The sequence below is a fragment of the Proteobacteria bacterium CG1_02_64_396 genome (assembly GCA_001872725.1).
Taxonomy (GTDB): domain Bacteria; phylum Pseudomonadota; class MNWR01; order CG1-02-64-396; family CG1-02-64-396; genus CG1-02-64-396.
In genome coordinates this window covers 64,358-70,595 of record MNWR01000007.1, presented here as the reverse complement: position 1 = coordinate 70,595, position 6,238 = coordinate 64,358, and the positions used below count along the sequence as shown (strand labels likewise).

Sequence of the window (6,238 nt, the reverse complement as noted above, 5' to 3'; positions counted from 1 at the left end):
CAGATTCTCATCAGCATGGACGGACGGGGCCGGGCGCTGGACAACGTCTTCATCGAACGTTTGTGGCGCACGGTGAAGTACGAAGAGATCTACCTGTACGACCATGCCGATGGGGTGGCGCTGCACCAGGGGCTCGACCGCTACTTCCGGTTTTACAACACCGAGCGCCCCCACAGTGCCCTCGGCGGCAAGACCCCAGAACAGGTCCATCAAACCCACGGCGGAACCACCCACCGCCACTAACCGTTTACAAATTTTCGCCCCCAAACTGTCCAAGGAGTGGGGTCCACCCCAACCCTCCTGTGGCTTTTGCGGCAACACGTGTTCGACGGTAAGGGTGTCGCTTTCGAAGTCGTATTCCTGTCCGCCGTGTTGTCGCTCCAGTTCACACAGGATGTAGCGAGCCACCCGGTTGTTGCGGGCATCGGTGGTACGGATGACCTTCTCGGCAAAGGCGGCTTTAAACGGCTCGTCGCCAGGGTAGATCTCGCGCAGCGATTCGAGCAGAGCGGCAGCGCTTGTTACCTCCCCCCGCGTCAGCTTTTGGGCGGCGGCGTAATAAACCCGCTCCTGCTCGTTGGTGGGTAGATTGCCGATGACGTTGTAACGCAACGCGATCATGACGCAGGCCCGCAGCACTTTGGCAAAGTGATCGCCCGGCAGGGCGCGGTGGGCGGCCAGAACCAGGGGAAAAGGCTGGCGCACCTTGAACATGCGCAGTTGCTGGGCATGGTTTTTAAGGGGAGCGGGCCAATGGGAGGCTTCTGGATTGGTCAGGGCCAGATAGGTGTCCATGTCCTCCTCCATCCCCCGCAAAAGCTCGAACACCGCCTCTCGGTCGGAGACTCTGGCCCGGATGGTTTTGAACAGGTCGGACTGGCGCACAAAGCTGCGGCGGCTGATCCAGTGGCTGCGCAAGAAGTCGGGAAAACTCTCGGCACCCAACCGCGACACCATCGACTCCCACCGGTTTTCAAGGGTGTCCATCTCGTGCAAATGCTCTCCCTGCTTGTGCAACACCGAAAACAGGTAGTTCTTGAGAAAATCGGTCGAGGAGAGGCGCACCCCACGGGCGTTGAGGGTTTCGAACACCTTGTAGGCGTTGAGCTCGTCGGTGACGCTGATGACCGTGAAGAAGAGCCGGTCGCTCATGGTTTCGATCAGGCTGGCCAGTGCCACACCCTCGTCGCCCCCCTGCTTTTTGGCGTACCCCTGGATCCGCCGATCAAACCAATCAAAGGCTTTGCGCAAGGCATGTTCCGAGGCGCGAAAACCCCGGACCGGCAAATGGCCCAGCGGCACCAAGTAGGTTTGGTAGTAGGCGTCGTTGTTGCGGTTTAGGGTGATTTTGCTGCGGGTGACCAAGGTGACCGGGTCGAGGTAACCGATGTAGGTGCTGCGGATTTGCTCCAGCCTTTGCCGGTTGCGGTCGGAATCGATCCCATCATCCACCAGCCGTTGCAGGCTTTTGAGCACCGCCAACACGATCAGGCTCAGGGTGGTCAAGCGTTGCTGACCGTCGATGACGTCGAAGCTTTTTTCATCTTGGGATTGCAATACCAGGTAGCCCATGTAGTGAGCCGGTTCGCCCCCCTCTTGAATGGTGCCTAGGATGTCGGACCAAAGGTCTTCCCACTCTTCATCGGTCCAACTGTAATCGCGCTGAAACCGGGGGATGCTGTAGGTCAAGCCGTTGCCGATCAGCTTGCGGTAGGTGTTGTTTTCGGTCTTGAAATTCGTAGCCGACATCGCGGGCTCCAGTCGTCGTGCGTTCGGGCAAAGGGCGCCGTTACACCAGCGCCCATTCAATCGCAAAAAGTTCTGTTTGATCAACCTTTTGCCGCAATTGCGCCTCCAGGCCGTCGATCAGGGCGTTGCGTTGGATGCCGATCTCGTCTTCCCGGTCGTATTGCTCCCGGCGCAACCGGTTGCGTTGCCCCTCTAGATCGCGCTGCTGCTTTCGCTGGGCCAGTTTTTCCTCCAGCGTGGGGGCGATGGCGGCAAGGCGACGGGCCTCTTTGATCTCCCGGTCGAGCTGTTTGATCTGCTGCTCCAACCCCTGTTTGAGGTCGTCGGCCCAGGCGTCGAGTTTGGCCACCTCCTGGTCGAAGTACCCCAGGTTGCGTTCGTTAACCTGGCGCAGCACCTGTTGCCTGCGTTGTTCTTCGTCTTGCGCCAGTTCGGGGGGGGCCGGATCGGCCCGAACCAAGGGGACGGGGTCGCCGTGGACCGGCAGACGCAGCAGCTTGGCGGGGTCGTCTTCGTCCAACACCTGACCGCGCTGGGTGCAGGCGGCGACGATCAGGTGTTCCTCCCGCTGCCCCAGCGCCTCCACGCTCAACAGGGTGACCCGCAGCCAACCACGCTGCCCGCGCAGCCCCTTCAAGGTGCTGACGGTGACCCCATGGGCCTGGTAGTCGAAGGTGAGCCGCGCCTGGGGAAGGGGGCGCCCTTTGGCGCGCCCCAGCACCCATTCGGCCAGGGGGTGACCCACCCGGTACAGGTGGGCCTCGCCGCTGCGCCGGGGCAGTTCGTAGCGGCCCAGGGGGATGACGGCGGGGGCGGCGGCGGGCAGGCGGCGCAGGGTAAAACCGACCTCGTCGAAGTCGGCGTCGCCTGCCAACTCGGCGTGGGTCAAATCAAGCAACATCGCCTCAAAACGGCTGCGGGTATTACGGCTTTCGTCGGCGCTGATGCGCAGCCGCTCCTGCACCTGCTCGTCGAAATGCTCCAGAAGCGCCTTGCGGGTTTTAACCATCGCTTTGTCGATCTCGGCGGAGCAATCGCGCCGCAGTTGGTCGAAAGCGATCCGGATCGCCTCGTTCGTGCGGCAATCCTGGTAGATCCCGGCGATGCGCCGCTCGAAATCGACCCCCGATTCGATGGTGCCAAGCACCTCGTCGCTGGCGCCGAACACCCCTTCGAAAAGCTGAAACTTCTGATCGAGCAACTCGTAGACCCGTTGGTCGGCCTCGTTGCTTTGGTCGACAAAGTTGACCACCACCACGTCGAATTTTTGCCCGTAGCGGTGGCAACGCCCGATGCGTTGTTCGATGCGCTGGGGGTTCCAGGGCAGGTCGTAGTTGATGACCAGGGAGCAGAATTGCAGGTTGATCCCCTCGGCCCCCGCCTCGGTGGCAATCATCACCGTGCCCCGGTCGCGGAAGTGTTCCACCAGGGCGGCGCGGGTGTCGGCGGTTTTGGAGCCGGTGATGCGGTCGGTGCCAGCGTGGCGCCCCAACCAATCCTGGTAAATCGCCTGGGCGCGGGGGTCGCTGTTGCTGCCGTTGAACAGGACGATCCCCTGCCCGTAGGGGGTGGTCTCCAGCAACCGCAGCAGGTAGTCCTGGGTGCGGCGCGACTCGGTAAAAACAATCGCCTTACGCGGCGCCCCCAGCCGCTCCAACTCGGCAAAAGCCCGGTCCAGCGCCGTCAGCAGCGCCTGCCCCTTGGTGTTGTCGCGGATGGTGGCGGCCCGCTGACTGAAGCGGCGCAGTTCGGCGATCTCTGCGGCGATGGCATCGCGTTCGTCGGGCGCTGGGGGGGGTGGGGGCTCCTCTTCGTCCCACTCGTCGGCGGTTTCACTCAACTCTTCGTAATCGGCGTCGAGCGCCTCGACCAACCCCTGTTCCAGCTCCCCCTCCAACCGTTTGGCCATGGTCTCCAGCGCTCCGGCGATGGCATAACTGGAGGAGGCCAGCAGCTTCCAGAGCACCATGGAAATCAGGTGGCGCTGCCCGGCGGGGAGCGCCTTGAGGTTGGGGCGGCGCAGGTAGTCGGTGATTTGCTCCGACAGAGCCTGCTCTTCGTCGGTTGGGGTGAACGCCTGCACGATGGCCCGACGGGCGGTGTACGACACGTACTGCTGCACGTCGCGGCGCAGGGTGCGCAGGCAAAGGGGGGTCAGGCGACGGCGCAAATCCGGGAGCGCCTGCTGCGACCCGGTGAACTGGGCCCGAAAACTGGCCTCGTCGCCAAAAACCTGGGGGTCGATGATGCTGACCAGGCCGAACAGCTCCAGCAGCGAGTTTTGCAGAGGGGTGGCGGTGAGGAGCACCTTGGCATGAACGTGCGCCAAGGCGTCGCACAGGGTGCGGGCGATGACGTTGCCCGGCTTGTAAACATTGCGCAGGCGGTGGGCCTCGTCGAAGACCACCAGATCCCAATGCACCTGGCGCAGGTTATCGGCCTTGGTTTTGGCAAACTGGTAGGAGCAGATGACGGGGCCATCACCCTGGACGAAGGGGTTGGCCACCCCCTGTTTGACCAAGGCGTTGTAACTTTTGGCCTCCAGCAACACCCCTTGCAGGGCGAACTTGTCTTGCAGTTCTTGATGCCACTGTTTGCGCAGGTTGGCGGGAACCACGATGAGGATGCGCCGCCGCCGTTCGGCCCAACGTTGCGAGATCACCAACCCCGCTTCGATGGTTTTGCCCAGCCCCACCTCGTCGGCCAGGATCACCCCACGGGAAAGGGGATTTTTGCAGGCGAACAGCGCCGCCTCGACCTGATGGGGGTTGAGGTCGACCTGCGCATCAACCAGGGTGGCGGCCAGCGCCTCCACGCTGCCCCCCGGCGCCCGGCGGGTCAGGAGCCAGGCGTAAAACTGGCTTTGGTAGGGGGTGATGCGGGGGGGATGCAGCGGCATGGGGACTCCTGTTCCAGTACAAAGGGGGTGGGCGGGGGGGGAAAGGTGAGCTTCACCCCAACGCGGTATCGAGGGTCATCATCAAGATGAAGCCGATCATCAGCCCGAAGGTGGCGGGGCGCTCCTTACCCAGGCGATGGGTCTCGGGGATGATCTCGTCCGAAATCACGAACAGCATCGCCCCCGCCGCGAACCCCAGAAACCACGGCAGCAGCACCAGCGACAAAGCGACTGCACCGGCCCCCACCAAGGCCCCGAGCGGTTCAACCATCCCCGAGAGCAACGCCACCCCCAGCGCCAGCCCAGGTTTGTAGCCCAGCGCCACCAGCGAGACCGCCACCACCAACCCCTCGGGGATGTTCTGAGCGCCGATGCCGATGGCCAGCGCCAGGGCGGTCGGACTCTCCCCTCCCCCGAAGGCGACCCCAACCGAAAGCCCCTCGGGGAAGTTGTGGATCGTGATGGCGATGACGAAAAGCCAGACCCGCCGCACCCAATCGCCGTCGCCCCCCCCCAGAAGACTCCCCTCGCGACCGGCGAAGAAATGCTCGTGGGGGGCATAGCGGTCGGCTAGGTGGAAGGCGAGCGCCCCCAGGATGATCCCCATCCCGACAATCAACGCCCCCTCGACCTTGCTCCCCCCACCGGCCAAAACCGATTGCAGGCCAGGCACGATCAACGAAAACGAAACCGCCGCCAGCATTACCCCGGCGCCGAAGCCGAGCAGGATGTGGCGCGTGCGGTCGCGGATCGTCTTCATCAAAAAGACCGGGAGAGCCCCGAGAGGGGTGGCGATCCCCCCGGCGATGAAACTGGCGGTCACCCCCATTTGAAAGGGGGTCAGATCGGCAAACCAGGCGGCCAAACTCATGGGGGGGGGCTTCCAAGAAACAGGGCGTCACAAAGTTGTTCGAGTAGGGCGAGGTTCACCGGCTCGTGTTGGACGCGCTCCTCAAGAATTGCCTGGGCAGAGGCTACGAAGGGGCCGGGCTCGGCCAGGTCGGCTTTGGCGTGTTTGAGCAGGTCGGCCACCGAGGCTTGCGTCGATTCCAGATGGAATTGCAGCGCCAGGGCGCACCCGCCCCAGGCGAAGGCCTGGTTGTCGCACCCGGCGCTTTGGTACAGCCGGGTTGCCCCCTCGGGGATCGAGAAGGTCTCGCCGTGCCAGTGCAGGGGGATGAGCCGCTCGGGCAGCAGGGGATTCCAGGGGGCGACTGCCTCCTCTTGCCCCTCTTGCGTCCGTTCGATGGGAAACCAGCCGATCTCTTTTTCTTGATTGCGGGTGACCTGCCCCCCTAAGGCGGCGGCCATCAACTGCCCCCCCAGGCAGATGCCCAAGGTCGGTACCCCCCGCTTGAGCACCCGGCCAATCCACTCGCGCTCGGGATCGATCCAGGGGTATTGATCGCCATCCCCCACCCCCATCGGCCCCCCCATGACCACCAACCCCTCGACCGACTCGGGGTCGGGGAGGGATTGGTTTTGATCCATACGCACAATCTGCACCTCGACCCCTCGCGATTGCGCCCAATCGGCGATGGCAGCGGGCCCTTCGAAAGGGACATGTTGCAACACGGTTAGGGTCATGGC

The 6,238-nt window shown here is 63.5% G+C and carries 3 protein-coding genes and 1 pseudogene; all 4 read right to left on the bottom strand.

The genetic code is table 11. The features are described from left to right. Nucleotides 1–291: 291 nt before the first annotated feature. The 4 genes and pseudogenes from AUJ55_00635 to AUJ55_00620 all read right to left on the bottom strand — a co-directional run bounded on the left by AUJ55_00635 (nt 292) and on the right by AUJ55_00620 (nt 6,235). A pseudogene (locus AUJ55_00635) lies at nt 292–1,749 on the bottom strand (hypothetical protein). A gap of 40 nt (nt 1,750–1,789) precedes the next feature. After that, nucleotides 1,790–4,564, bottom strand: a complete 2,775-nt coding sequence (locus tag AUJ55_00630) for a DEAD/DEAH box helicase (GenBank protein ID OIO61359.1) — start codon at nt 4,562–4,564, stop codon at nt 1,790–1,792. Nucleotides 4,565–4,700: 136 nt separating this feature from the next. Then, a complete protein-coding gene (locus AUJ55_00625; protein OIO61358.1) occupies nt 4,701–5,477 on the bottom strand; it encodes a ZIP family metal transporter in 777 nt (258 codons plus the stop codon). A 38-nt stretch (nt 5,478–5,515) separates the two neighbouring features. Continuing rightward, nucleotides 5,516–6,235, bottom strand: coding sequence for a hypothetical protein (locus AUJ55_00620; protein ID OIO61354.1), 720 nt, complete (start codon nt 6,233–6,235; stop codon nt 5,516–5,518). Nucleotides 6,236–6,238 lie beyond the last annotated feature (3 nt).